The organism is Streptomyces sp. NPDC007264 (assembly GCF_042869095.1).
Taxonomy (GTDB): domain Bacteria; phylum Actinomycetota; class Actinomycetes; order Streptomycetales; family Streptomycetaceae; genus Streptomyces.
Genome location: NZ_JBIAFD010000027.1, coordinates 40,386 through 65,314, shown reverse-complemented (window position 1 = coordinate 65,314; position 24,929 = coordinate 40,386). Strand labels below are relative to the sequence as shown.

Annotated in this window: 18 protein-coding genes and 1 pseudogene; 12 read left to right on the top strand and 7 right to left on the bottom strand. The window is 72.7% G+C overall.

Translation table 11 applies throughout. From position 1 onward, the window contains the following. Positions 1–63: 63 nt before the first annotated feature. Entirely contained in the window at positions 64–1,494 is a 1,431-nt protein-coding gene (locus ACFYMU_RS31750) for an MFS transporter (RefSeq protein ID WP_388380753.1), read from the bottom strand. A 398-nt stretch (positions 1,495–1,892) separates the two neighbouring features. Here ACFYMU_RS31750 and ACFYMU_RS31745 point away from each other — a divergent pair, with 398 nt between their 5' ends. The 4 genes from ACFYMU_RS31745 to ACFYMU_RS31730 all read left to right on the top strand — a co-directional run bounded on the left by ACFYMU_RS31745 (position 1,893) and on the right by ACFYMU_RS31730 (position 8,222). Further along, a complete protein-coding gene (locus tag ACFYMU_RS31745; protein ID WP_388380750.1) occupies positions 1,893–2,819 on the top strand; it encodes a DUF3027 domain-containing protein in 927 nt (308 codons plus the stop codon). A gap of 124 nt (positions 2,820–2,943) precedes the next feature. After that, positions 2,944–6,114 (top strand): sacsin N-terminal ATP-binding-like domain-containing protein, encoded by a 3,171-nt coding sequence (locus tag ACFYMU_RS31740; RefSeq protein WP_388380747.1) that lies wholly within the window; start codon positions 2,944–2,946, stop codon positions 6,112–6,114. Between the two features lie 155 nt (positions 6,115–6,269). Further along, a complete protein-coding gene (locus ACFYMU_RS31735; RefSeq protein ID WP_388380744.1) occupies positions 6,270–7,109 on the top strand; it encodes a DUF5707 domain-containing protein in 840 nt (279 codons plus the stop codon). A 213-nt stretch (positions 7,110–7,322) separates the two neighbouring features. Next, on the top strand, positions 7,323–8,222 hold the full coding sequence (locus ACFYMU_RS31730) for a hypothetical protein (RefSeq protein ID WP_388380741.1): 900 nt from the start codon (positions 7,323–7,325) through the stop codon (positions 8,220–8,222). Positions 8,223–8,335: 113 nt separating this feature from the next. Here the strand turns inward: ACFYMU_RS31730 and ACFYMU_RS31725 are convergent, their stop codons facing one another. Then, complete coding sequence (locus ACFYMU_RS31725) at positions 8,336–10,729, bottom strand: HAD-IC family P-type ATPase (protein ID WP_388380738.1); 2,394 nt, start codon at positions 10,727–10,729, stop codon at positions 8,336–8,338. 260 nt (positions 10,730–10,989) lie between these two features. Then, entirely contained in the window at positions 10,990–11,274 is a 285-nt protein-coding gene (locus ACFYMU_RS31720) for a DUF2530 domain-containing protein (RefSeq protein WP_388380736.1), read from the bottom strand. A 286-nt stretch (positions 11,275–11,560) separates the two neighbouring features. Between ACFYMU_RS31720 and ACFYMU_RS31715 the strand changes: the two genes are divergently transcribed. Beyond that, positions 11,561–13,012: an NCS2 family permease gene (locus ACFYMU_RS31715; protein WP_388380733.1), complete on the top strand. Its 1,452-nt coding sequence runs from the start codon at positions 11,561–11,563 to the stop codon at positions 13,010–13,012. A gap of 64 nt (positions 13,013–13,076) precedes the next feature. Here ACFYMU_RS31715 and ACFYMU_RS31710 read toward each other — a convergent pair whose 3' ends face one another. Further along, entirely contained in the window at positions 13,077–13,259 is a 183-nt protein-coding gene (locus ACFYMU_RS31710; RefSeq protein ID WP_388380730.1) for a ribbon-helix-helix protein, CopG family, read from the bottom strand. A gap of 194 nt (positions 13,260–13,453) precedes the next feature. Here ACFYMU_RS31710 and ACFYMU_RS31705 point away from each other — a divergent pair, with 194 nt between their 5' ends. From ACFYMU_RS31705 to thpR, 3 genes are all read left to right on the top strand, one after another. Further along, on the top strand, positions 13,454–13,891 hold the full coding sequence (locus ACFYMU_RS31705; RefSeq protein ID WP_388380728.1) for a MarR family winged helix-turn-helix transcriptional regulator: 438 nt from the start codon (positions 13,454–13,456) through the stop codon (positions 13,889–13,891). Between the two features lie 73 nt (positions 13,892–13,964). After that, positions 13,965–15,416 (top strand): MFS transporter, encoded by a 1,452-nt coding sequence (locus ACFYMU_RS31700; protein ID WP_388380725.1) that lies wholly within the window; start codon positions 13,965–13,967, stop codon positions 15,414–15,416. Positions 15,417–15,543: 127 nt separating this feature from the next. Then, on the top strand, positions 15,544–16,116 hold the full coding sequence (thpR, locus tag ACFYMU_RS31695) for an RNA 2',3'-cyclic phosphodiesterase (protein ID WP_388380722.1): 573 nt from the start codon (positions 15,544–15,546) through the stop codon (positions 16,114–16,116). Between the two features lie 138 nt (positions 16,117–16,254). Here thpR and ACFYMU_RS31690 read toward each other — a convergent pair. Further along, positions 16,255–16,470: pseudogene (locus tag ACFYMU_RS31690) on the bottom strand (aldo/keto reductase); the annotation flags it as partial. A gap of 48 nt (positions 16,471–16,518) precedes the next feature. Between ACFYMU_RS31690 and ACFYMU_RS31685 the strand changes: the two are divergent. Then, positions 16,519–17,115, top strand: coding sequence for a nucleotidyltransferase family protein (locus tag ACFYMU_RS31685; protein WP_388380719.1), 597 nt, complete (start codon positions 16,519–16,521; stop codon positions 17,113–17,115). A gap of 80 nt (positions 17,116–17,195) precedes the next feature. Further along, positions 17,196–18,188 (top strand): aldo/keto reductase, encoded by a 993-nt coding sequence (locus ACFYMU_RS31680; protein WP_388380716.1) that lies wholly within the window; start codon positions 17,196–17,198, stop codon positions 18,186–18,188. 152 nt (positions 18,189–18,340) lie between these two features. Here ACFYMU_RS31680 and ACFYMU_RS31675 read toward each other — a convergent pair whose 3' ends face one another. Next, complete coding sequence (locus tag ACFYMU_RS31675; protein ID WP_388380713.1) at positions 18,341–18,931, bottom strand: Uma2 family endonuclease; 591 nt, start codon at positions 18,929–18,931, stop codon at positions 18,341–18,343. Positions 18,932–19,017: 86 nt separating this feature from the next. Continuing rightward, positions 19,018–19,701, bottom strand: a complete 684-nt coding sequence (locus ACFYMU_RS31670; RefSeq protein WP_388380710.1) for a GDSL-type esterase/lipase family protein — start codon at positions 19,699–19,701, stop codon at positions 19,018–19,020. Between the two features lie 138 nt (positions 19,702–19,839). Between ACFYMU_RS31670 and ACFYMU_RS31665 the strand changes: the two genes are divergently transcribed. Beyond that, positions 19,840–20,826: a WD40 repeat domain-containing protein gene (locus ACFYMU_RS31665; protein WP_388380707.1), complete on the top strand. Its 987-nt coding sequence runs from the start codon at positions 19,840–19,842 to the stop codon at positions 20,824–20,826. A 123-nt stretch (positions 20,827–20,949) separates the two neighbouring features. Then, a complete protein-coding gene (locus ACFYMU_RS31660) occupies positions 20,950–24,837 on the top strand; it encodes a DNA-binding protein (protein ID WP_388380704.1) in 3,888 nt (1,295 codons plus the stop codon). The last annotated feature ends 92 nt before the right edge of the window (positions 24,838–24,929 follow it).

Sequence of the window (24,929 nt, the reverse complement as noted above, 5' to 3'; positions counted from 1 at the left end):
ACTCGTGCGATCAGGTGCCGTACGGCGCCCCGCCCGCCCAGGCCGGGCGGGGGCCGGAGACGGTCAGGCCACGCGGGGGTGGGGGGCGCCGCCTCGGCGGGCCGAGGCCAGAAGGCCCCGTACGGTCGTGAGCCAGCCCGAGGCCACGATCGCGGCGCCCACCGCGAGGCCCAGCACCCCGTTCAGCGGCAGGGCGATACCGATCGCACCGCCCAGCACCCACGCCATCTGCAGCAGCGTCTCGGACCGCGCGAACGCCGAGGTCCGCACCAGTTCCGGCACATCCCGCTGGATCAGCGCGTCCAGCGACAGCTTGGCGAGTGCCTGCGCGAAACCGGCGATGCCGGCCAGGCACGTCACCAGGAAGGAACCGTAGAAGGCCGCCGCGGTGACCGCCGCGCCCAGCACGATCGCCACGACCGTCACGATGATCACTTCCGGGGCGCGTGATTTCAGCCAGGCCCCGACGGCCGTGCCCAGCGCGTTGCCCGCGCCCGCCGCGACGCCCACGATGCCCAGCGACACCGCCGCGCTCCCGCCGGCGAGCGGGTGCTCCCGCAGCAGGAAGGCGAGGAAGAAGATCAGGAAGCCGGACAGGCCGCGCAGCGCGGCGTTGGCGCCCAGCGCGTGCGTCACCGCGGGGCCGACCGTCCGCAGCCCGGGCCGCCGCAGGGCCGTCCTGCGGTGCGGACCGTGCAGGTGCTCGGCGTCCGCGGCGAGCAGCGCGGTGTCCTCGCCCCGGGCGGAGTCGACCTTCGGCGGCAGCGTGAAGGACAGGAACGTGCCCACGGCGAAGAGCACGAAAGCGCCGTACAGCGGCCAGCCAGGCCCGATCATGTGCAGGCCGGCGCCGACGGGGGCGGCCACCCCGGTGGCGAGCAGACCGCCGAGGGTGACCCGGGAGTTGGCCTTCACGAGCGAGAAGCGCGGCGGCAGCAACCGCGGCACCACGGCGCTGCGGACGACGCCGTACGCCTTGGACGCGACCAGGACGCCGAGCGCGGCCGGGTAGAGCTCCAGACTGCCGGTGGCGACCGCGCCGGACAGCAGCAGGGCGAGCAGGGCCCGGGCCAGCATGGCGCCCGCCATCGCGGCGCGGCGGCCGTGCGGCAGTCGGTCGAGGAGCGGACCGATCACCGGCGCGAGGAGCGCGAACGGTGCCATGGTGATGGCGAGGTACAGCGCGACGCGGCCGCGGGCCTCGGCCGTCGGCACGGAGAAGAAGACGGTGGAGGCGAGGGCCACGGTGATCATCACGTCGCCGGCGCCGTTCACGGCGTGCAGCTCGATCAGTTTGCCGAGACCGGACTCGCCGGCGCCGTGCGCGTGCGTGGCCTTGCGGATCCCGCGGGCCGGCCCGGTGACGGGCAGGCGCAGGGCACGCCCGACCGCGCGGACGGACCCGCCCAGCCGGCCCGGACCGCCGCCACTTCGGCTGCGCCCCTCGGCCCGGCCGATCCCGGCCCTCCCGTGGGGCGACCTCGCGGTTGCCACCCCGCCATAGTGCCCCGAGAACGGCGGGGACAGTGCGGTTACCGCGCGTACGGGGCCGAGTGGTGTCGCCCGGTAGCCGGCCGGGGAGGGCGCGAACCGGCCAACGGCGCCGACGGACCGGAAACCCGTGCGGCACCGCCCCGGCGCCGGGCCGCCGGGCCGGTATCCGGGACAGCCAGCGCCTCGGTGTGGGCCCCGGGCCCCGGAGAAGGTAGCGTGCGTAGCGCGCCGTGGCGGTTGTTCTCGGCCGCGCGCCTCACAGCCATCCCGCAGAATGGATGTGTAGGTGTGCCCGAGCGCGATCGGGCGCGGACGTCGACGCGGCCCCCCGGTCCGCTCCGTCCGCATCCCCGCCGAGCAGGGCGCACCCGTGACGGCGTAGGAGAGAAGCGATACCTGTGAGCGCAGCGACAACGCGAAGCCGCACCCCCGACCGCCTGTGCGCCGAGGCCGTCGACCTCGCCCGCGCCGCCGCCGAGGAGGCGGCAGCGCCCGGCATCGTCGGCGAGCACGTCGGGATGGTGTCGGAGGGCGACCGCGTTGTCACGCACTTCTTCGAGTGCAAGGAACTGGGCTACCGGGGCTGGCGCTGGGCGGTGACGGTCGCCCGGGCGTCCCGGGCGAAGGTGGTCACGCTCGACGAGACGGTGCTCGTGCCCGGCCCGGAAGCGTTGCTCGCGCCGGAGTGGGTGCCGTGGAGCGAGCGGCTGCGCCCGGGGGACATGGGCCCCGGCGACCTGCTGCCGACGGACGCCGAGGACCTGCGCCTGGAGCCCGGTTTCACGGGCGAGGAGGAGCCGTCGCCGAACGCCGCGGTGTCGGGCGAGATGGCGGAGCTCGTCGAGGCGGAGGACGCCGAGGTGACCGCCGGGGTGCCGGCGAGCCTGCCCATCGCGCCGTTGCGCGGCTCGATCGCGGCGGTGGCGGAGGAACTGGGCATGCGCCGCGCCCGGGTCCTGTCCCGCTACGGGCTGCATGTCGCCGCGGACCGCTGGGAGGACGCCTTCGGGGCGAAGACGCCGATGGCGCAGGCGGCGCCCGCCACCTGCGTCAGCTGCGGTTTCCTGGTGCCGATCGGGGGCTCCCTCGGGCAGGCGTTCGGGGTGTGCGCCAACGAGTTCTCGCCGGCGGACGGCCGCGTGGTCTCCCTGGCCTACGGCTGCGGCGGCCACTCGGAGGCGGCGGTCATGCCGAAGACGCCGCGGCCCGCCCCGCCGGTGATCGACGAGACGAGGGTGGAGCCGTTCCCGCTGCGGCCCTCCCCGGACTCCGGTTCGGTGCCGCCGGTGGCGGACGAGGCCACGGCGGAGCTGGGCCACTCGTAGGGAGCGTGGTAGCGGCGGCTCGTCACCGGCTCGTCACCGGGGTGCCCGGCGGAGCCTTCCCCCCACTGTGGCCGTCCCGGCGCACGGTACCTTCGTCCCGCAGCGCTGAGAGGGAGAGTGAACCGTGAGCAAGTTCGTGCGGCCGTCGGCCGAGGGCGATCCGTTCGGGACGGCGCGGCTGCGGCGCGGCGTGCTGGACGCCTGGGCCACGAGCCCGGCCCGGTTCCGCGAGGACGCCAACGCCGAGGAGGACCTCGTCCTCGGCGGGTACCGCGACCGGCTGGTCGTGGAGCTCGCGCAGAACGCCGCCGACGCGGCCGCCAGGGCCGGGATGCCCGGCCGGCTCCGGCTCACCCTGCGTGACGGCGTGCTCGCCGCCGCCAACACCGGTGCCCCCCTCGACGCGGCGGGCGTCGAGTCGCTGTCGACCCTGCGCGCGTCCGCCAAGCGCGACTCCCACGAGCACACCCACGCCGTCGGACGCTACGGCGTCGGCTTCGCGGCCGCCCTCGCCGTCAGCGACGAGCCCGCCGTCGTCAGCCGGCACGGCGGGGTCCGCTGGTCGTTGGCCGAGGCCCGGGAACTGGCCACCGAGACCGCCGGGCACAGCCCCGGCCTCGGCGACGAGATCCGCCGCCGCGACGGTCATGTACCGCTGCTGCGGCTGCCGTTCGCCGCCGAGGGCACCGCCCCGGACCCGTACGACACCGTAGTCATCCTCCCGCTGCGCGACGCCGCCGCCGCGGACCTCGCCGAGCGGCTGCTGGGCGCCGTCGACGACGCCCTGCTGCTCGCCCTGCCCGGCCTCGAGGAGGTCGTCGTCGAGATCGGCGAGGAGCGGCCGCGCACCCTCCGCCGCCGCACCGAGGGCCACGACACCGTCGTCGAGGACTCTCGGCTCCGCTCGGGCGGGGGGACCGGCACCACCCGCTGGCGCACCGTCTCCCACCACGGCCCCCTCACCCCGGACCTGCTCGCCGACCGCCCGGTCGAGGAGCGGCTGCGCCCCCACTGGTCCGTCACCTGGGCCGTGCCCGTCGACGCCGACGGCACCCCGGCCCGGCCGCGCACCGCACCGGTCGTGCACGCCCCCACCCCCAGCGACGAGGAGCTGGGTGTGCCCGCCCTGCTGATCGCCTCGTTCCCGCTGGACACCAGCCGCCGCCGCGCCGCCCCCGGTCCGCTCACCGGCTTCCTGGTGGAGCGCGCGGCCGACGCCTACGCCGAACTCCTCGGCGCCTGGCGCCCGGTGACGCCCGGCATCATCGACCTGGTGCCCGGGCCGCTGGGCAGGGGCGAGCTGGACGGTGCGCTGCGCCGGGCCGTCCTCGACCGGCTGCCGCGCACCGCCTTCCTGCCGCCCGCGGTCGACCCCGGGGACGACGCGAGCCTGCCCGAGGCGCTGCGCCCACGGGACGCGGAGGTCGTCGAGGGGGCCGGCGCCCAGACCGTGCGCGTCCTCGCCGAGGTGCTGCCCAGCCTGCTGCCGGCGGGCCTCGAACGCCGTGCCGAGCTGCGGACGCTGGGTGTCGCCCGGGTGCCGCTGGCGGAGGCGATCGACCGGCTCGCGGGGCTGGAGAAGGAGCCCGGCTGGTGGTGGCGGCTGTACGACAGCCTGGCCGGGGTCGATCCCGACCGGCTGTCCGGGCTGCCGGTGCCGCTCGCCGGGGGCACCTCCCAGGCTTTCGGCACCGGGGGAGGGCGCACGACCGTCGGGCCCCGGCAGGTCCTGCTGCCGACCTTCGACGGGCCGCCGGTGACCTCCGAGATCCTGGCCCGGCTGGGGCTCAAGGTCGCCCATGCCGACGGCGCCCACCCCCTCCTGGAGAAGCTCGGCGCCCTCCCGGCCACCCCGCGTGCCGTGCTGACCACCCCGCAGGTGCGGGCCGCGGTCGCCGCCTCCCTGGAGGACGAGGGCCCCGGCTGGGACCAGGAGGGCCTGGACGCCGAGGAGTTGGCGGACACCGTGCTGGCCCTGGTCCGCGAGGCGGGGCTCGAACCCGGGGACGAGCCGTGGCTCGGCGCCCTCGCCCTGCCCGACGAGGACGGCGAACTCGCGCCCGCCGGTGAACTCGTCCTGCCGGGAAGCCCCTTCGCGAGCGTCATGCGCGAGGGCGAACTCGCCTTCGTGGACGGCGACCTGGCCGAGCGCTGGGGCGAACAGCCGCTCGCCGCCTGCGGTGTGCTCGCGAACTTCGCCCTGGTGCGGGCCACCGATGTCGTCCTCGACCCGGACGAACTGGAGCCGCGTGACTCCGACTTCGCCGAGCCCGACGACGCCGGACTCCTCGACGCCGTCGACGTGTGGTGCGAGGACGTCCTCGACCGGCTGCCCGACACTCCGGTGCCGCCGGTGGCGACCGAGATCGTCGCCGTGCGCGACCTCGACCTCGTCGACGACGACCGCTGGCCGCAGGCGCTCGCCCTCCTCTCGCAGCCCCCGCTGCGGGACGCGCTCACCCAGCCGGTGCGGATCCTGCTGCCGGACGGCACCCACGAGGTCGTACGGCCGTACACCGCCTGGTGGCTGCGGGGCCATCCCGTGCTCGACGGGCGGCGGCCGGCCGGGCTGCGGGCCGCGGGCGGCGATCCGCTGCTGCACGGCCTGTACGACGAGGCCGACGCCACCGGCTTCGACGACGAGCAGGTGCTGCACGCCCTCGGGGTGCGGACGTCCGTGGCCGCCCTGCTCGACGAGCCCGGCGGCGCCGCCGAACTGCTGGACCGGCTCGCCGACCCGGAGCGGCATGTCTCGGCGGCCCAACTGCACGCCCTGTACGGGGCGCTGGCCGAGCTGGACCCGGAACAGGTGACCCTGCCGGACGAGTTGCGCGCGGTCGTCGACGGCCGGGTGACCGTCGTCGACGCGGCCGGTGCCGTGGTCGTCGACTCCCCGGACCTGCTGCCCTTCACCGAGGGCCTTGCGCTGCTGCCGGTGCGCCCCGTGCGGGCGGCCGACCTCGCCGAACTGTTCCAGGTGCGGCGGCTGAGCGAGTCGGTGACGGGAGAAGTGACCTCCAAGGGCGCCGAGCACGACGTGCCGGAGCCGGTCCGGATCCTGCTCGGGCCCGCCACCCCCGAGTGGTACGTCGAACACGAGGAACTCGTCGTGGACGGCGTGGAGATCGACTGGCGCCTCACCTCCGACGGCGTCCTGCACGCCGCCACCCTGGAGGGCGTCGCGGCCGGACTGGCCTGGGCGGCGGGCCAGTGGCCGCGCCGCTTCGAGGTCGCCGCGCTGCTCGAAGACCCGTCGCGCACCGCGGAGTTGGCCCGGGACCGCTGGTTCGACTAGCCCGAACCCGGTTTCGAAAAAACTTCACACGGCCCTACAACTGTTCACATCCGTCGCAGGTCTTGTCCGTGGAGTCAGCGGACTCCACAGACCCGACCGGGCACCGCGGAAGCCCCAGAGCCGCCCTCGGTGCCCCTGCGAACGTGGGGAAACACATGCGCATTCGTGCCTCTGTCGCCATCGTGACCGGCGCCTTGGCCCTCACCGCCCTCGCCGTTCCGGCCGCGCAGGCGGCCGACGCACCGGGCGTCGGCGCGCTCGCCCAGAGCGTCCGCGCGAACACGGCGAAGTCGCCCGCCGACGAGAGCTACGGCGACACCAAGATCTCCAACGTCGTCGTCAACGGCGGCAAGGCGATCGTGTTCGGTCCCACCACGAAGAAGACGTTCACGGTCACCTTCACCGCCACCGACAACTCGGGCATCGACTCCGCCATGGCCCTGCTGTGGCACGGGTCGACCTTCAAGAACCTCGACGGCGGCATGGTGTCGAACGAGGACACCGCCACCTGCACCACGGTCAACGCCACCACCGTGAACTGCAAGGAGACCTTCACCGTCGACGCGTACTACGACCTGCTGAACTCGTACGCGGGCACCTGGAAGGTGTGGGCGATCGCGCAGGGCAAGGACGCCGACTACGTCCAGAAGGACAACGTCAAGAGCGTCCTCGTCCAGCGGGCCTCCCAGCTGACCGTCAACGCCTCGCCCGAGCCGGTGAAGAAGGGCAAGACCATCACGGTCACCGGCAAGCTCTCCCGCGCCAACTGGGAGTCGGGCAAGTACGCCGGGTACTCCGGCCAGTCGGTGAAGCTGCAGTTCGCCAAGAAGGGCAGCAGCACCTACAGCACGGTCAAGACCATCAAGACGGACGGCACCGGCAACCTGAAGACCACCGTCAAGGCGTCCGTGGACGGCACCTACCGCTACGCGTTCGCGGGCACGTCCTCGACCCCGGCCGTGAACGCCGCGGGCGACTTCATCGACGTGAAGTGACCTGAGCGAAGCGGACATCCGGTCGCCGCACCCCGTCCGGGGCGCGGCGACCAGGCCCTCGGGGCCGAACCGTCATGCCGCGGCAAAAAGATCAGCACTCCTACAACCCTTCGTACCGGTCGCGGATCTGATCATCCGAGCCGACTGACTCACCGAAACTCGGGCCCCACGTGAAGCCAATCCGTGGGCCCCTTTCTCCACTTGGAGAACGCAATGCGCATTCGTGCCACCGTGGCCGCCGTCACCGGCGCCCTGGCTCTCTCCGCCTTCGCCGTCCCGGCCGCACAGGCCGCGGACCCCGCCCCGTCCTTCGCCACGGGCGCCGCGAAGGTCCTCCAGGCGGCCCACGCCGCCTCCGGCAAGACCGCGTTCACCGCCGCCGCCCCCACCGCGGGCCAGCCCTACGCGCTGAACGTCAGCTTCTCCAACCTCAAGATCGGCAAGGCCTACAAGGTCGGCACCACCAACCATGTCGCCGTCCCGGTCTCGTACACCCTGACGCACGGCGCGGACGTCGACATCACGGCGGCCGACTTCGACAACGGCCCGTTCCTCTACCGGGGGTCCGTCGACACGCCGGACAACATCCTCCTCGGTGACGACCCGGCCGCCTGCACCGCCACCTCGGCGACGACCGCCACCTGCAAGGGCAACGTCGACATCTACCCGGACCTCGGCGACCTCATGAACGCCGACGCGGGCACCTGGAACGTCGGCGCCCTCGCCATCGTCCTGAACGGCCAGGACCTGGTCGGCTTCGCCAAGCAGGGCGGCCTCGGCACCACCCTGATCCAGCGCTACTCCAAGCTGACGGTCGACGCCTCGCCCGAACCGGTGAAGAAGGGCAAGACCATCACCGTCACCGGCAAGCTCTCCCGCGCCAACTGGGAGACGAACAAGTACGCCGGGTACTCCGGCCAGTCGGTGAAGCTGCAGTTCGCCAAGAAGGGCAACAGCACCTACAGCACGGTCAAGACCATCAAGACGGACGGCTCCGGCAACCTGAAGACCACCGTCAAGGCGTCCGTGGACGGCACCTACCGCTACGCGTTCGCGGGCACGTCCTCGACCCCGGCCGTGAACGCCGCGGGCGACTTCGTCGACGTGAAGTAGGACCGCACACCACGAACGGCGGGGGTGCCGGTGACGCCGGCACCCCCGCCGTCCTGTGCGCGCCGACCCGGAGGAGATCTCCCGTTCCTCCGGGCGGGCAGGGTGACCTGGTTCTAGGCGGGGAACCGGCGGTCGACCCAGGTCCACAGGAACTCCAGTACCGCCGACGCCACCACCGCGATGCCCACCGCGATCCACGGGACCGTCACCCCGACCAGCTTCAGCGCGAAGAAGTGCTGCAGCGAGGGGACGACCAGGACCAGCAGGAAGGCCGCGCCCATCGAGGCCACCAGGGTGATTCGCCACCAGGTGTAGGGGCGCGCGATGATCGCCAGCACCCAGAGCGTGATCAGGAAGAGCGTGAGCGTCGCCGCACTGGTCTCCGCGTCCAGGGCGCCCGGTCCCGTGTAGGCGTGGCGGGCGAGCAGATACGTGGCGAAGGTGGCGAGCGCGGCCACCACTCCGCCGGGGACGGAGTACCGCATCACCCGCCGGACGAAGTGGGGTCGTGCGCGTTCCGTGTTGGGGGCCAGCGCCAGGAAGAAGGCCGGCACGCCGATCGTCAGGGTCGACAGGAGGGTCAGGTGCCGGGGCAGGAAGGGGTACTCCACCTGCCAGCACGCCACCAGCACGGCCAGCAGCACCGAGTACACCGTCTTCACCAGGAAGAGCGTGGCGACCCGCGTGATGTTGCCGATCACCCGCCGGCCCTCGCCGACCACCGACGGCAGCGTCGCGAAGCTGTTGTCGAGCAGCACGATCTGGGCCACGGCACGGGTCGCCTCCGAGCCCGAACCCATGGAGACGCCGATGTCCGCGTCCTTGAGCGCGAGCACGTCGTTGACACCGTCGCCGGTCATCGCCACGGTGTGCCCGCCCGACTGGAGCGCGCCCACCATGTCCCGCTTCTGATGGGGGGTGACCCGCCCGAACACGGTGCCCTTGTCCAGCGACTTCGCCATCTCGGCCTGGTTCTGCGGAAGGCGGCGGGCGTCCATCACGTCGCCGACGATGCCGAGCTTCGCGGCCACCGCGCCCACGGACACCGCGTTGTCGCCGGAGATCACCTTGGCCTGCACGTTCTGCTCGGCGAAGTAGCGCAGGGTGTCGGCGGCGTCCGGGCGCAGCCGCTGTTCCAGGACGACCAGGGCGGTGGGCCGGGCGCCGTCACCGACCCGGGCGTCGTCCAGGTCCCGGGTGGCGCGGGCCAGGAGCAGCACGCGCAGCCCCTGCTCGTTGAGCCGCTCGGTCTCGGCCAGCGCGGGATCGTCGGCGCCCAGCAGGACGTCCGGGGCGCCGAGGAGCCACGTACTGGACTCGCCGTCGCCCTCGCTGAAGGACGCGCCGCTGTACTTGCGCGCGGAGGAGAAGGGCAGCGACTCGACGCAGCGCCAGTCCCCGTCGTCGGGGTAGGCGTCGACGATCGCCTGGAGGGAGGCGTTGGGGCGGGGGTCCGACTCGCCGAGCGCGCCCAGCACCTTCCGTATCCGCGTCTCGTCGGCGCCCTGGAGCGGTCGTAGTTCGGTGACGTCCATCCCGCCCTCGGTGAGCGTGCCCGTCTTGTCCAGGCAGACGGTGTCGACGCGGGCGAGCCCCTCGATGGCGGGCAGCTCCTGGACGAGGACCTGCTTGCGCCCCAGCCGGACGACCCCGATGGCGAAGGCCACGGACGTCAGCAGCACCAGTCCCTCCGGGACCATGGGCACGATGCCGCCGACCGTGCGGGCGACCGAGTCCTTGAAGCCGTGCTGCTTGACCCACAGCTGGCTGATGACCAGGCCCACCGCGGTCGGGAGCATCATCCACGTCACGTACTTGAGGATCGTGGAGATACCGGTGCGCAGCTCGGAGTGGACCAGCGTGAACCGGGTCGCCTCCTCGGCGAGCTGGGCGGCGTAGGCCTCGCGGCCCACCTTGGTGGCCCGGAAGGCGCCGCCGCCCGCGACGACGAAGCTGCCGGACATGACGGGGGCGCCGGGCCGTTTGAGGACGGGGTCGGCCTCGCCGGTCAGCAGCGACTCGTCGATCTCCAGCCCGTCCGTCTCGACGCAGACCCCGTCGACCACGACCTTGTCGCCGGGTCCGACCTCGATGACGTCGTCCAGCACGATCTCCGACGTGCCGATCTCGACGGCGACTCCGTCCCTGCGCACCGTCGGCCGTGCCTCGCCGATCACCGCGAGCGAGTCCAGGGTCTTCTTCGCGCGCCACTCCTGGATGATGCCGATCCCGGTGTTGGCGATGATCACGTATCCGAAGAGGCTGTCCTGGAAGGGCGCCACGAACAGCATGATCAGCCAGAGCACACCGATGATCGCGTTGAAGCGGGTGAAGACGTTCGCGCGGACGATCTCGCTCAGCGAGCGACTGCTGCGGACGGGAACGTCGTTGACGTCACCGCGGGCGACCCGCTCGGCCACCTCGGCGGTCGTCAGTCCCCGTGTCCGCCCGGGCGGCGCGGCGGGATGCACGGGGTCGAGCCCGGCGCCCGCGTCGATGTGGGTCATGCATTCGACGGTACGTGCGGACCCGGGCCCACACCCGCCGAGGGTCCCAAAGATCCGACCAGGGGAGGACGGGTCTCCTGCGACGGTAGTACGCGGGCGGCGCGCCGCCGCGCCGGCCACCCGGCGGACGGACCGTGCCGCCGACCGCTCGGCGGACGGGACCGTGCCGCCGACTACTCGGTGGACGGGACCGTGCCGCCGACTACTCGGTGGACGGGACCGTGCCGCCGACTACTCGGCGGACGGGACCGTGCCGCCGACTACTCGGTGGACGGGACCCTTCCGTCGGCGGCGCGTCGGACGGCCGCGTCGCGCTTGATCGCCGCGTCGCGCCTGCGCACGTACCAGACGCCGATGCAGCCGAGCCCGGCGCCGGCCAGGCAGGTCCACAGCCACCAGGTGTGGCCGTGGTCGGCGAACCAGCCGTAGAAGGGGAGCTGGACCAGGAAGAGGACGAACCAGAGGATCGTGCCGCCGGTGATGGTGGCGACCACGGGGCCCTCAAGGGGCTCCGGCGCCTCGTGCCTGGGGGTCCACTTCGCCATGGGCACAGCTTACGAGGGGCTCCCACTGGCGTGGTGGGGACCCCGCCAGACCTTGCATATCAAGGCGAAGACGAGTATCTACGCGCGGAGATAGCGATTTTCCGGTCATCTGTTCATACTGAAACAAGTCGAGTCCGGCGGCTTGTGTTCGTACGAAACGCCAACAGGGCGCAGGGGGAGCCTGCCGGCGATCGGGCGGCGGCGGGACTCGATCACGTCTGCTCGCCCCCGCACGGATCCCTCGCACGGACCCCCGCACAGATCCCCGCACCCTTGAGGTCCCCGCATGCCCACCTCGGCCCCCGCCAAGGCCACCGCCCCCCAGCAGCCGGGCACCCGGCCCGCCTCCGGCCCCCTCGACCGCTACTTCAAGATCTCCGAGCGCGGCAGCACGCTGTCGCGCGAGGTCCGCGGCGGTTTCGCCACCTTCTTCGCGATGGCCTACATCATCGTGCTGAACCCGATCATCCTCGGCAGCGCGAAGGACATGTACGGGCACCACCTCGACCACGGCCAGCTGGTCACCGCGACCGCCGTGACCGCCGCCTTCACCACCCTGCTCATGGGCGTGATCGGCAACGTCCCGATCGCCCTCGCCGCCGGTCTCGGTGTCAACACGGTCGTCGCCCTGCAACTCGCGCCGCGCATGTCGTGGCCGGACGCGATGGGCATGGTGGTCCTCGCCGGCTTCGTGGTGATGCTGCTGGTCGCGACCGGTCTGCGGGAGCGCGTGATGAACGCCGTGCCGCTCGGGCTGCGCAAGGGCATCGCGATCGGCATCGGCCTGTTCATCATGCTGATCGGTCTCGTCGACTCCGGCTTCGTCACCCGCATCCCCGACGTCGCCGGGACCACGGTCCCGCTCCAGCTCGGCGCCGACGGTCATCTGACCGGCTGGCCGGTGCTGGTGTTCGTCCTCGGCGCGCTGTTCACGTTCGCGCTGATCGTCCGCCGGGTGCCGGGCGCGATCCTGATCTCGATCGTCGCGATGACGGTCCTGGGGCTGGTCCTGGACGCCGTCGCGGCGATCCCCTCCTGGGGCCTGACCACCCCGAAGTGGCCCGGCAACCCGGCCGCGAGCCCCGACTTCGGCCTGATCGGCCGGGTCAGCCTGTTCGGCGGCTTCGACAAGGTCGGGCTGCTGACCGGGATCCTCTTCGTCTTCACCGTCCTGCTGTCGTGCTTCTTCGACGCCATGGGCACGATCATGGGGATCAGCGACGAGGCCAGGCTGACCGATGCCGAGGGCACCATGCCCGGCATCAACAAGGTCCTGTTCATCGACGGGATCGCCGTCGCGGCGGGCGGCGCCAGTTCCTCCTCCGCCACCACCTGCTTCGTGGAGTCCACGGCGGGCGTCGGCGAGGGCGCCCGCACGGGCTTCGCGAACGTCGTCACCGGGGCCCTCTTCGCGGTGGCCCTCTTCCTCACCCCGGTGGCCACGATGGTCCCGTCCCAGGCCGCCACGCCCGCCCTGATCGCGGTCGGCTTCCTGATTCTGTCCCACTCCGTCAAGGAGATCGACTGGGCGGACCACACGATCGCGATCCCGGCCTTCGTGACGATGCTGATGATGCCGTTCACGTACTCGATCACGAACGGCATCGGCATGGGCTTCATCACCTTCGTGATCCTGCGCCTGGCCGCCGGGCGGGGCCGGGAGGTGCCGGTCCCGATGTACGTGGTGTCGGCGGTCTTCGCCTTCTACTACCTGATGCCGGCGCTGGGTCTGACCTGATGCCGGCGCTGGGCCCGACCTGATCCGCCGGGGCGTGCCGCCCCGGCGGAGGGCCGTGCCGAGGTCAGGTGACCCCGTAGAACCTCTCCGTCTCCTCGACGGCGGCCTGGAACCGCTCGTCGAAGTCATCCCGAACGAGCGTCCGGACGACATAGTCCTGGACGCTCATTCCTCTTCTCGCGGCGTGCAGCCGGAGCCGCTCGAGCAGCTCCCCGTCCATCCGCACGCTGAGCACGCTGGTCCCCATGCGTACGAGGGTCGCCGGACCCGGACGGGCGGCGCGTCACGTTCCGCCGCCGGATCACCCGTACGGGTGATATGTGTCGCTCGGGGGTTCCCGCGGGTCCCGGGGAGGATGCGGCCCGGAGTGGTCTGAGTCACCCGAACGGCGGGCGTCGGGGGGTTGGTCTTTAGGGAAAGTAATGAGTTATGCTAAAGAGCATGGCTGACCTGAACCATGGCGACGACGCCGCCGCCGTGAACGCCCTCCGCTCCGCCGTGATGCGCCTGTCGCGCCGACTCAAGCACCAGCGGGTCGACGAATCGCTGAGCCCCACCGAGATGTCGGTGCTCGGCACCCTGGCCCGCTGCGGCTCCGCCACACCGGGCGAGCTCGCCCGCAAGGAGCACGTCCAGCCGCCCTCGATGACCCGCATCGTGGCGCTGCTGGAGAGCAAGGGGCTGGTCAGCCTCGAACCGCACCCCGAGGACCGGCGCCAGAAGGTGGTCACCCAGACCGAGCGGGCCGAGGCGATGCTCGAGGAGAGCCGCCGCAAGCGGAACGCATGGCTGGCCGGGCTCGTCGAGGGCTTGGACGAGGACGAGTGGGCGACCCTGCGCGCCGCCGCCCCCGTGCTGGAGAAACTCGCGCACCTGTGACCGGGGCGCACCGTGACAGACGCGGCCCCACCCGCGTGCGTACGAAGCCGTCATCGTAAGGAGGCGAACCCCTTTGAGTACGGGAACCGGAGCAGCTTCCGCCCCCGCACCAGCCACCCACGACTCCCCGTCCACCCACCGCACCCCCCGGGCCGACCGGACCTCCGCGGCCCCCCGCACCGCCACGGCCGCCGAGAGGCAGGAGCCCGCCGAACCCGCCGAACCCGTCGAACGGGGCGGGCGCCGCACCTCATCGATGTTCTCCTCCCTGCGCATCCGCAACTACCGGCTCTTCTTCGCCGGCCAGGTCGTGTCCAACACGGGCACCTGGATGCAGCGCATCGCGCAGGACTGGCTGGTGCTGAGCCTGACCGGCTCCGCCACGGCCGTCGGTGTCACCACGGCGCTGCAGTTCCTGCCGATGCTGCTGTTCGGCCTGTACGGCGGCGTCCTCGTGGACCGCCTCCCCAAGCGCCCGGCCCTGCTGTTCACGCAGTCGGCGATGGGGGCCACGGGCCTCGTCCTCGCCTTCCTGACCCTCTCCGGCCACGTCCAGGTCTGGCACGTCTACCTCGCGGCCTTCGCCGTCGGACTCGCCACGGTCGTCGACAATCCGGCCCGCCAGACCTTCGTCGCCGAGATGGTCGGCCCCCGCCAGCTGCAGAACGCGGTCAGCCTGAACTCGGCGAACTTCCAGTCCGCCCGCCTGATCGGCCCGGCCGTGGCGGGCGTCCTGATCACCGGCGTCGGTACGGGCTGGGCCTTCCTGCTCAACGGCCTGTCCTTCCTCGCCCCCATCGCCGGCCTGCTGCTGATGCGGGCCCGCGAGCTGCACGTCGTGGAGCGCGCGCCGCGCGGCAAGGGCCAGCTCCGCGAGGGCCTGCGCCATGTCGCCGGGCGGCCGGAGCTGATCTGGCCGATCGTGCTGGTCGGGTTCATCGGCACCTTCGGCTTCAACTTCCCGGTCTGGCTGTCGGCGTACGCGGACCATGTCTTCCACGCGGGCGCCGGCGCCTACAGCCTCTTCAACACGCTGATGGCGGCCGGCTCACTGGCCGGCGCGCTGCTGGCCGCCCGCCGCGGCACGACCCGGCTGCGCGTGCTGATCGCGGCGGCGGCCGCGTTCGGCACGCTGGAAGTGGTGGCCGCCATGGCGCCGTCACTGTGGCTGTTCGCGCTGCTGATGGTCCCGATAGGGATCTTCGGCCTGACGGTGAACGTCACCGCGAACACGGCCGTCCAGATGGGCACGGACCCGGCGATGCGCGGCCGCGTCATGGCCCTGTTCATGATGGTCTTCATGGGCGGTACGCCGCTGGGGGCGCCCCTCGTCGGGTGGATCACGGACGCGTACGGCGCCCGGGTCGGCTTCGCCGCGGGCGGTGTGGTCTCGGTCGCGGCCGCCGCGACCGTCGGCCTGGTGCTCGCGCGGGCCGGTGGACTGCGTCTGGCGGTGGGCTGGCACCACGGGCGCCCGCGGGTGCGGTTCGTGCCGCGCGAGCGGGCGGAGTCGGCGTCCGCCTGACCGCCGTGGCCCCTGGGCGGGGTGCCCGGGGCGGGGCCCCGGGTGCGCTGTCGCAGACACCGCGCCCGCACCCGTCCGGGCCGCCGGCCGCCGTGCGGCGCGATCCGTTCCCTGGAAGGGTGAGGTCATGAGACTGTTCGCCGCGGTGCTGCCGCCCCCGGACGCGATCCGGGAACTCACCTCGGTCGTCCGAGGGTTGGAGGGGCTGCCGGGGGCGCGGGGGCTGCGCTGGACGGAACGCCCGAGCTGGCACTTCACGCTCGCCTTCTACGGGGAGGTGGCCGAGGACGTCGTACCGGACCTGTCGGAGCGGCTGGCGCGGGCGGTCCGGCGCACCCCGCCGTTTCCGCTGGCCCTGGCCGGGGGCGGGCACTTCGGGAGCCGGACGCTGTGGGTGGGCGCCTTGGGGGACCTGCGGACGATGCGGCTGCTCGCGGACCGCGCGGAGTCCGCGGCACGCAGGGCGGGCCTGGAGATGGGCGAGCACCGCGACTACCGTCCGCATCTGACGCTGGCCCGCGGCGTGGGGCGCGCGGACCTGCGGCCGTACGCCACGGCGCTGAAGGCGTTCTCGGGGCAGGAATGGACGGTGGGCGAGCTCACTCTCGTGCGCAGCCTGCTGCCGCGGTCCGGGACACCGGGTGAGCAGCCCCGCTACGAGACGGTGGAGCGATGGGGGCTCGGCACCGGGGCACCCTGAGGTCCGGTTACGCTCGATGCGTGGACCCGAAGACCCGTAACCGGATCATGGCCGGTGTTCTTGTGCTGATGTTCGCGGTGGTGGCGCTGGCGGCGGCGGCCGGAAAGTAGACCGCCGCCGCACGAGGGCGGTGCCCTGCCAGGCGAACGCCTCGGGAGAAGGCCCCGTGCCCGGGAAGATCTCCTCCAGGCCCGCGAGGACCTCCTTCGACAGCTCCCGTTCGACGGCCCGCAGTGCCGAGTCGAGCTGATCGGCCGTGCGCGGGCCGACGAGGGGGCCGGTGACCCCGGGGCGGGTCAGCAGCCGGGCGGGGGCGGCCTCGCCGGGTTCGAGCCCGTGCTTGTCGAGCAGGTCGCTTCTCGTCGACTCGTCTCATGCATCCGGTCGTGATACGCAGGATCGATGTTTGGTCGACTTCCTCTCGATGAGCAGCTCGGCGTCCTGCAGACTGCGCTCTCCCGCAACGACGTATTGGCGGAGGTGCTGGGCAGAGCGGCGACGATGTCCTTGCCCGGCTGGTATGTCACGGCGGGGTGTCTCTTCCAGACTGTGTGGAACATGGTCACCGACCGACCGCCGACCACCGGCATCAAGGACTACGACCTCTTCTACTTCGACAGCACGGACCTGTCCTGGACGGCGGAGGATGAGGTGATCGAGGCAGGACGAGAGGTGTTCCACGGCCTGCCGGCCGAGGTGGAGATCCGCAACCAGGCGCGTGTCCACCTCTGGTACGAGCAGAAGTTCGGGAAGCCCTGCCCGCCACACGACTCGGCCGAGGCTGCGATCGACTGCTTCGCGGCCACCACGTGCTGCTTGGGCGTGCGGCTTGAACCGACCGGAGAGTGGCGCGTGTACGCGCCCCATGGGCTCTCCGACATGTTCAACCTTGTGATCCGCCCCAATCCGGTCCTCGCCCCGCAGGAGGTCTATGAGGCCAAGGCCGCACGCTGGAAGAGTCAGTGGCCGGAACTCACAGTGCTGCCATGGCCGAGCTGAACGCTCGTGCTGTCCGGGATTTTCGAACGCCGAGTGGGGCCCTTGCCTTGAGCGGACTCGAAGGCGTTGGCTGGAGACTTATGAAGTACACGCAGCTCGGACGCACGGGGCTCAAGGTCAGCAGGCTGGTCCTCGGGACCATGAACTTCGGACCGCAGACCGACGAAGCCGACAGTCACGCCATCATGGATGCCGCTCTGGACGCGGGACTGAATTTCTTCGATACGGCCAATGTGTATGGGTGGGGCGAGAACAAGGGCCGTACGGAATCGATCATCGGGAACTGGTTCGCGAAGGGCGGCGGCCGGCGCGACAAGGTCGTCCTCGCCACCAAGGTGTACGGCAACATGGCCCCGGACGGCGAGTCCTGGCCCAACCACGACAAGCTCTCCGCGCTGAACATCAGGCGGGCCGTCGACGCCAGTCTGAAGCGGCTGCAGACCGATTACATAGACCTCTACCAGTTTCACCACGTCGACCGCAGCACTCCCTTCGAGGAGATCTGGCAGGCCGTCGACGTGCTGGTGCAGCAGGGGAAGATCCTCTACGTCGGTTCCAGCAACTTCCCCGGCTACAAGATCGCCCAGGCCAACGAGATCGCGGCCCGGCGCGGCGGCACGATCGGTCTCGTCAGCGAGCAGTGTCTCTACAACCTGGCCGAGCGCCGGGCCGAGATGGAGGTCATCCCGGCCGCGCAGGAGTACGGCCTCGGGGTCATCCCCTGGTCGCCGCTGCACGGTGGCCTGCTGGGCGGGGTGATCAAGAAGGAGGTCCAGGGCGGACGCCGGGCGTCCGGACGGGCCGCCGACACCCTTACCGACCCCACCGCACGCGCGCAGATCCAGACCTACGAGGACCTGCTGGAGAAGCACGGCGTGGAGCCGGGTGAGACGGCCCTGGCCTGGCTGCTGACCCGCCCCGGTGTGACCGGCCCGATCGTCGGCCCCCGCACGGCCGAACAACTGGAGTCCGCGCTGCGGGCGGTGGAGCTGGAGTTGTCGGACGAACTTCTGGCCGGCCTCGACGAGATCTTCCCGGGCCCTGGACCGTCCCCGGAAGCGTTCGCCTGGTGACGTCTTGAGCGGGCGGCTCGACGTGGTGGCCGCTGCGGCCTCGGCCGGTACTCGGAGAGGATTCGGCGGCCACCACTGACAGGGGTGTGAGGAGGCACGGGCCGCCCTGCCGGATGGCGTCCTGGGCGAGGGGGATCGGGCGCGGGGGCGGGTCAGTCGCGGGGGAACTCGCGGGTGGTGAGGGTGAGGCCGACCACGGTGCCGGTGAGGTCCAGGTCCTCTCCGAAGACGACCTTCGTCTCGGTCGCGTAGTCGCCGTCCTTGGGATGGGTGAAGATGTGGCACCTGCCCTGGTAGGGGTCGGCGACGAGGTAGACGGGCACCTCGGCGCGTGCGTACGCGGCCTTCTTCGGGCCGTAGTCGTTGGAGGCCGTGCCCTGGGAGACGACCTCGGCGACGAACTCGACGTCCTCGTGGCGCCAGCGGCCCTCGCCGTCCTTCTCCGCGGCGTCGGCCAGTTTGGCCACGTCCGGGCAGAAGCCGTTCTCGTGTCCGGGGAAGTCGATGCGGACGTCCGAGAGGACTCTGACGTCCATCCCGAACCTGTCCTCGAGGGCCCGCACGATCCGGCGGATGATCTCCCAATGGGTGTCCCGCTGCGGCGACATGTAGACGGCCCCCTCGACGATCTCGACCTTGTATCCCTCGGGGACCGGCATGTTCTCGAGCCGCTCGAACATCTCGTCGAGTTGGCGCGTGTTGTCGCTCTCGGCCATCGCGATCCTGTCGTCGAGGACGGTCATCGTGGCGCTCCTCCCCGGCCGCCCCGTACGAGTGCGGCCGCGCGGTACAACGATACGCACGGTGACCTGGGCGCGCCCGAATCCGGTCAATCCGTTCCGGCCGCGTACGGCTGTCCGAATCCCCATCCCTGGTACATCGCCTCGGCGAACGCCCCCGCGATCTTGTGCTCGCCGCTCGCGTTCGGGTGTGTGCCGTCGTAGGTGTCCCCATGGATGTCGTACGCCGGCGGGGACGACGCGAGCAGGAGCGGGGAGCGGGGCTCGTCCAGGTCCGCCACCGCCTTCCCCAGGAGTTCGTTGAAGAGCGTGACCTGGGCCGCGAACGGGGCGTCCTCCTGCGCGCGGACGTTCGGGATCACCGGGAGCAGGACCATGCGGATGTGCGGATTCGCGGTCCGGGCCCGGGCCACGAAGCCGCGCACGTTCTCCGCCGTCTGCTCCGCGTTCGTGTAGAAGCCGAGGTCGATCAGGCCCAGCGACACGAGCAGCACGTCCGCCCGCGACTCCCGGACGGCCTCGGCGATCAGCGGCGCCATGTGCGTCCAGCCCTCGCCCCAGCCCGCCAGGTGGGCGCGGGGGAAGTCCGGCTCGGCGTACGCGTGCGACGTCGGCTCGCCCGCCACCTTGTCGTACAGCGTCTCGCGGGGGCCCACGATCGTGAACGGGCCGCCGTACGTGGCGCACAGGTGCTGCCACAGCCGATAGCGCCATGTGTGTTCGCCCGCGCTCCCGATCGTCATGGAGTCGCCTACGGGCATGAACCTGAGCATCCGCTCATCATGGACGATCACCGTGGGGCGTAGAGGGCGGCCCGGTGTGAGGATCGACACGCCCCACGGCGCCGGGCCGACGGCCGGCACGCGCGGCAGGCACGGTGAACGGCCGTGGCGGATGGCAGTCTTGGAGGCATGCGTCGATCGCTCGCGTTCCTCTCCGGGGCCCTTCTCATCGGTGCGCTCGCCGTGCCGGCGCCCGCGTCCGCCGACGACGGCGGCTTCACCGTCAAGGACCCCCGGATCACCGAGTCCAGCGGGCTCGCCGCCTCGCGCCTCCACCCGGGGATCTACTGGACCCACAACGACAGCGACGACGGCCCCTACCTGTACGCCGTGGACGGCCGCACCGGCAGGACCGTCGCCACCCTGACCCTCAGCGGCATCGGCACGCCCCGCGACGTCGAGGCCGTCTCCATCGGTCCCGGGAACGAGATCTACCTCGGCGACATCGGCGACAACCTCGGCGGCACCTGGCCGTACGTGTGGATCTACAAGCTGCCCGAGCCGAAGGTGCTGGGGAACCGGACGGTCCGGGCCACCCAGTACGTCGTCAAGTACGCCGACGGCCCCCGGGACGCCGAGTCGCTCGTGGTGCATCCCACGACGGGGCGCGTCTACATCATCGACAAGAAGGAGGACGGCGGGCACCTGTACGAGGGCCCGGCCAGGCTGTCGGCCTCCGGCACGAACGTCTTCCGGCCCGTCGCCGCCGTCGACCTGTGGGCCACCGACGCCGCCTTCTCGCCGGACGGGAGGCAGCTCGCCGTGCGCGGCTACTTCGGCGGCATCGCGTACGACTGGAACGGCGGGAGGATCAAGCGGCGGGCCCGCCTCGACGTGCCCCTGCAGGGCCAGGGGGAGTCGGTCACGTACACCGCCGACGGGTCGCGGCTCCTGTACGGCAGCGAGGGCAAGGACAGTCAGGTGGAGTCGGGGAGCGTGCCCGGCCGCGCGGACGGCGGTTCCGCCTCGTCCTCCGGGAAGGGGAGCGGAGGGTCCGGGGGGTCCGGGGGCGACGCCACCCTGAACGCCGACTACAAGGTCGGCGGCCTCGCCCTCGCCGTGGGCCTGGCCCTCGTCCTCGGCATCAAGCGCCTGCTGCGCCGCGATCCGCGGTAGTGCCGCGTCGGCGCACACAGGGAGTCCCGGCCGGATCGGGCGGGCGGGAACCGGCGGTGACAGGAGAGGTGTGATAGAGGGCGCGGTGTCAGGGAGCGTCAGACGGCTTGCGGGGGAGGCGTCGTGGGGCGTCGGGAGCGTCCGGTCGATCCGGCGGCGGGGCCGGTGCAGAGGTTCGCGCACGACCTGCGCGACCTGCGGCACCGGGCGGGCGGTCCGCCGTACCGGGAGATGGCCCGCAGAGCCGGCTACTCGGTCTCGGCGCTGTCCCAGGCGGCGGCCGGGGACCGGCTTCCGTCGCTGGCCGTGGCGCTGGCGTACGTACGGGCCTGTGACGGCGACCCGGTGCGGTGGGAGCGGCGCTGGCGCGAGGTGGCGGGGCAGGAGCGGGCCGACGACGACACCGACGCGCCGTACCAGGGCCTCGCTCGGTTCGAACCCGGCGACCACGAGCGGTTCTTCGGCCGTGACGAACTGGCCGGCACGCTGCTGCGGCGGGTGCGCACCGACCGGTTCACCGCGCTCGTCGGCCCGTCCGGCAGCGGCAAGTCCTCCTTGTTGCGGGCCGGTCTGATACCCGCCCTGTGCAGCGTCACCGACGGTGCGCCGGCCGCCGTACGCATCCTCACCCCGGGCGCGCGGCCGCTGCGCACCCACGGCGCGGTGCTGCGGGCGAAGGACGGCCCCGGTGACACGGTGGTCGTGGTGGACCAGTTCGAGGAGGTCTTCACTCTCTGCCAGGACGCGACCGAGCGCGCCGAGTTCATCGACCGGCTGCTGGCCGCCGGTGAGCCGGCCGGCCGGCTGCGGGTCGTGATCGCCGTGCGGGCCGACTTCTACGGCCGCTGCGCCGAGCACCGGCGGCTGGCCGAGGCCCTGGGGGGCGCCGGCCTCCTCGTCGGCCCGATGACACCGGCCGAACTGCGCGAGGTCGTCGTACGGCCCGCTCAGCGGGCCGGGCTCCAGGTGGAGCGGGAGCTGGCCGAGCGGCTGGTGGAGCTGACGGCCGGGGAGCCCGGCGGGCTGCCGCTGCTGTCGCACGTCCTGCGGGAGACCTGGCTCAGGCGCCGGGGGCGCACCCTGACCACCGAGGCGTACGAGGCGGCCGGTGGCCTGCGGGGCGCCATCGCCCGCACCGCCGAGAAGACGTACGGCGGTCTGTCCCCGGCACAGCGGGCGCCGGCCCGCCTGCTGCTGCTGCGGCTGATCACCCCGGGCGAGGGCGCCCAGGACACCCGCCGCCCGGTGAGCCGGGCCGAGCTGGACTTCGCCCGGGCCGCCGACATCGACCCCGTCGTCGACCGACTGTCCCGCGCCCGGCTGATCACCCTCGACGACGACACGGTGCACCTCGCCCACGAGGCGCTGATCACCTCCTGGCCCCGGCTGTCCGGCTGGATCGACGAGCACCGGGAGCGGCTGCGTGTGCACCGGCGGCTCACGGAAGCGGCCCGGAGCTGGGACGAACTCGGCCGCGACCCGGGGTCCCTGTACCGGGGTACCCGCCTGGCCATGGCCGAGGAGCGGCTGGTCGAGGCCGAGCTCGACTCGCTGGAGCGGGCGTTCCTGACGGCGAGCCGGGCGGCCCGCACCGGTGAGGGGCGCCGCCGCCGTCTGGTGACCGGCGCCCTTGCCGGTCTGGTGGCGTTGTCCCTGCTCGCGGGCACCGTCGCCTGGCGGCAGAGCGAGACCAGTCACCGGCGGCAGCTGCAGGCCGAGGCCCGGCGCGTCGCCGCGCTCGCCGACGGGGTGCGGCTGTCGGACCCGGTGACCGCGATGCGCCTCAGCGTCGCCGCGTGGCGGCTCGCGGACACCGCCGAGACCCGCTCCGCCCTGCTCACCGCGCGCTACCGGCCCGAGCGGGACGTCCTGGATCTGCCCCACCACGCGTCGGGCGCCGACTCCGGCGACCCCGAGGCCCTCGACCAGGCCCATCTGAGCGCGGACGGCCGGACGGTGATGTCCGTGAGCGCGGACCGCATCCGCACCTGGGACGTGCGCACCCACCGCCTCACCCACACCTATCCCGGCGTGGGCGAGGCGGCCCGCGACGCCTACTCGGCCGTGGTCGGCCCGGACGGCCGGACCCTGTCCCTGGCCGGGGAGGACGTGCGGCTGTGGGACGTACGGGCCGGACGGGTGACCGCGACGTTCCACGGCCCGGCGTCGCTGACGGCCTTCGGGTCCGCTCGGACCCTCGCCGTGGCGCTCGACCAGGACCAGGACATCGACGTCCCGGTCGGTGAGCCGCTGGTGCGGGTCTGGGACGTGACCCGGCACCGGGTGCTGCTCGACGTGCCCCGGAGCCGGCCGGCCGAGTCCTACGCCGAGGACCTCGCCGTCAGCCGGGACGACCGGTGGCTGGCGGTGTGCGGCGAGGGGGAGCCGCTGCGGGTGTGGGACATCGCCCACCGGCGCCGGCTCGGGCTGCACGGCCTGCCGCGGGGCTCCTGCCACGAGGAGGGGGACGGGCTCGCCTTCTCCCCGGACGGCCGGACGCTCGCCGCCGCCACCGGGTCGCGCATCCGGCTGTGGGACCTCCGCACGGGCCGTGAACTGTCCGCGCTGGACGGCGGCGGCGCGGGGCTGCGTTCGCCCGCCTTCGTCCCGGGCGGCTTCGTCACCGCCGCCCGGGACGACGAGCTGCTGCTGTGGCGGCGCACCTTCCCGGCCGCACCGGTGTTCCGGCACCCTCTGGTCGGCGAGACGCCGGGCGAGGTCCGCGCCGACTCCGCCGACCACGTCCTGCGCTACCTCAACTCGGCGGGGACCTCGGTGCGTTCGCTCGACGTGACCGGCGTGGTGACCGGAGGCTGGCTGCGGACGCGGAACACCCTGGCGCGGCTCACCCAGGACGGCCGCACCCTCGCCGTGCTGGGTGGGGCGGGCGGCGTCCACCGGCCCGGCTACCGGCTGCTGGACACCCGTACCGGCCGCGTCACCGACGAACTCCCCGGCAGGCCCTGCACAGCCGACGAGGACCTGGGGGCGGGCGACGATCCCTGGGAGCTGCCCGCCTCGGACTCGGACCGGGTGGCGGCGAGCATGTCGAGCTCCGCCGCGGGCACCGCGTCCCTGCCGGAGCCGTGGGAGGAGTCCTTGTGCACGGACGCTCTGGCCTTCAGCGCCGACGGCGGTCACCTCGCCCACACCCTGGGGGAGCCACGGGGCGTCGTCGTCCGCGACCTCACGGGCGGCCGGGACGCCGTGAGCGTCGCCCTCCCGCGGGCCACCTCGGTCGACGCGCTGGCCCTGAGCGCCGACGGCCGCCGGCTGGTGATGTCCGTGACCACGGAGAAGACCACGCGCACGGCCCGGGGCACGACGACCACGGAGACCACGGAGGGCGTGCAGTCCGTGGAGGTCTGGGACGTCGGCCGTCGGGGCAGGCCCCTGCGCCTGCGGACGCTGCACGACATGTACGGCGGTCTGGTGGCCGTACGCCCCGGACCGGGCACGTTCCTCACCTGGCAGGGCACCTCGGCCGAACCCGACGGCTCCCGCGCCACCACCCACACCCTCGGCGACAACCCCGCCAGCGCCCTCGCCTTCAGTCCCGACGGCTCCTCCCTCGCCGTGGGCGACACCCTGGGTCGGGTCACCGTCTGGGACGGCGGCCTGCGCAGCCGTATCGCCGTGCTCTCCGGCACCCGCACGGCGGACGCCACGGGCGCGGCCGACGGGGTGAGCGCGCTGGCCTTCTCCCCGGACGGGCGGACCCTCGCGGTGGCGGGCGCCTCGGGCACGGTCCGGCTGTGGAACGTCTTCGCCAACCAGCCCTTCGGCTCCGCGCTGCCCACGCCCGGAGACCCGGTGGTGGCCCTCGCCTTCTCCCCGGACGGCCACCGGCTGTACGCCTCCGGCATCCACGCCGTCCTGCGCACCTACGGCCTGTCCCCGGCGGGCCTCGCCGCGCGGGTCTGTGCCCGCGCGGGGGGCGGCCTGAGCCGGGCGGCGTGGCGGACATACCTGCCGGACGTGCCCTACCGCCGTACCTGCACCGGTGGTTGAGGCCCACTGCACCCCAGGTTGACCCCGAAACTCACACCACTGCGGGATGAGTCGAGTGCCCTGTGTTTCCTACGGTGTCGGCACAGACACCA